The following is a 1,185-nucleotide window of genomic DNA, read 5'->3' as shown; positions in this document are numbered from 1 at the left end:
AAGAGTGTAGTATGATGGCTCAAGTCCAAAATCTCCTTGTGTGGCAAGTTGTTGTGGTAACTTCTTATACCACATACTGCTGAGATTTTGGACTTTTTTGTTACCCCTTAGCCGGACAGCAATGTTATGACATGATCTTTATGGACGTGTATATGCCCGTCATGGACGGCCTGCACGCCACCCGTGAGATCCGCCTCAACCTGCCCAGAAATCCGCAGGGCAAAGCTGTACCCATCATCGCCATGACAGCCGTAGCCATGCCAGAAACCATGGATGAAATCATGCAGTCGGGCATGGACGACTATCTTGCCAAACCCTTTAACCTGGTAACGCTGCGCAACAAAATAATTCAGTGGCTCGGTCTCTGCTGAGCGCCCTTGCCACGCCTCCAGAACCTGCGAAGAAAAACATGTCCGCCAAGATCGCCAAGACCAATGCCGCCCGCCAACTGGAAAAACACGGCATCCCCCACACCCTGCATCAGGTTGCCGTGGATGAAAACGACCTTTCCGCCGTCACCATGTCCTGCCGGCTCGGGGTCGAGCCGCAGCGCGTTTTCAAAACCCTGGTTGCCCGTGGGGACAAAACAGGCGTGCTCATGGCCTGCATACCCGCCGGGGCCGAGCTGAACCTCAAGGCCCTTGCGGCGGCCTCGGGCAACAAGCATGCGGAAATGGTTCCGCTCAAGGACGTGCGCCCCCTGACAGGCTACGTGCGCGGCGGCTGCTCCCCCCTTGGCGGCAAGAAAAATTATCCCGTTTTTGTGGACGCCAGCGCCCTTGAGCAAGACAGCATCTATATAAGCGCAGGGCTGCGCGGCGTACAGATTTGCCTGTCTTCCCAGGATCTGCTCCGGGCGGTGGACGGCGTTACCGCCGCTATCGCCCGCCCGGACTGATACCAAGGGCTGATACCCGGACTGATGCCCCACGCACTGGTCCATCTTCGCGTATCCGCGTACATCCTCACACATTCTGGCCGTCAGTTGCGGTAAAACCTGTCCCCGCCGCCTGACAGCCCCAATGGCCGGGGATATGCACCCGCCGCAGTCTGCCGCCGTTTTGCGGCAGGATACTGCCCGACCAGTCGCACGTCCTGGCCCACACCCACCAGAGCGCAAAACTTGCGGCCATGCTTGCGCCCCACAGCAAACGAGACACGCGCCTCATCCTCCCCCCCCCCCCC

2 protein-coding genes and 1 pseudogene are annotated in these 1,185 nt (G+C 59.1%); 2 read left to right on the top strand and 1 reads right to left on the bottom strand.

The genetic code is table 11. The features are described from left to right. Nucleotides 1-125 precede the first annotated feature (125 nt). Together V6C07_RS05830 and ybaK are read left to right on the top strand one after the other, a co-directional pair. A pseudogene (locus V6C07_RS05830) lies at nt 126-371 on the top strand (response regulator); the annotation flags it as partial. 38 nt (nt 372-409) lie between these two features. Beyond that, nucleotides 410-898, top strand: a complete 489-nt coding sequence (ybaK, locus tag V6C07_RS05825; protein ID WP_333535424.1) for a Cys-tRNA(Pro) deacylase — start codon at nt 410-412, stop codon at nt 896-898. A 67-nt stretch (nt 899-965) separates the two neighbouring features. On the opposite strand, the gene V6C07_RS05820 is transcribed toward ybaK, so the two are convergent. Next, nucleotides 966-1,160 carry a hypothetical protein gene (locus V6C07_RS05820; RefSeq protein WP_333535423.1) on the bottom strand — a complete coding sequence of 65 codons (195 nt, stop codon included), beginning with the start codon at nt 1,158-1,160 and terminating at the stop codon, nt 966-968. Nucleotides 1,161-1,185 lie beyond the last annotated feature (25 nt).

It is taken from the genome of Desulfovibrio sp. 1214_IL3152 (genome assembly GCF_036763055.1).
GTDB lineage: Bacteria > Desulfobacterota > Desulfovibrionia > Desulfovibrionales > Desulfovibrionaceae > Desulfovibrio.
This window is presented reverse-complemented; position numbering and strand designations above follow the sequence as displayed.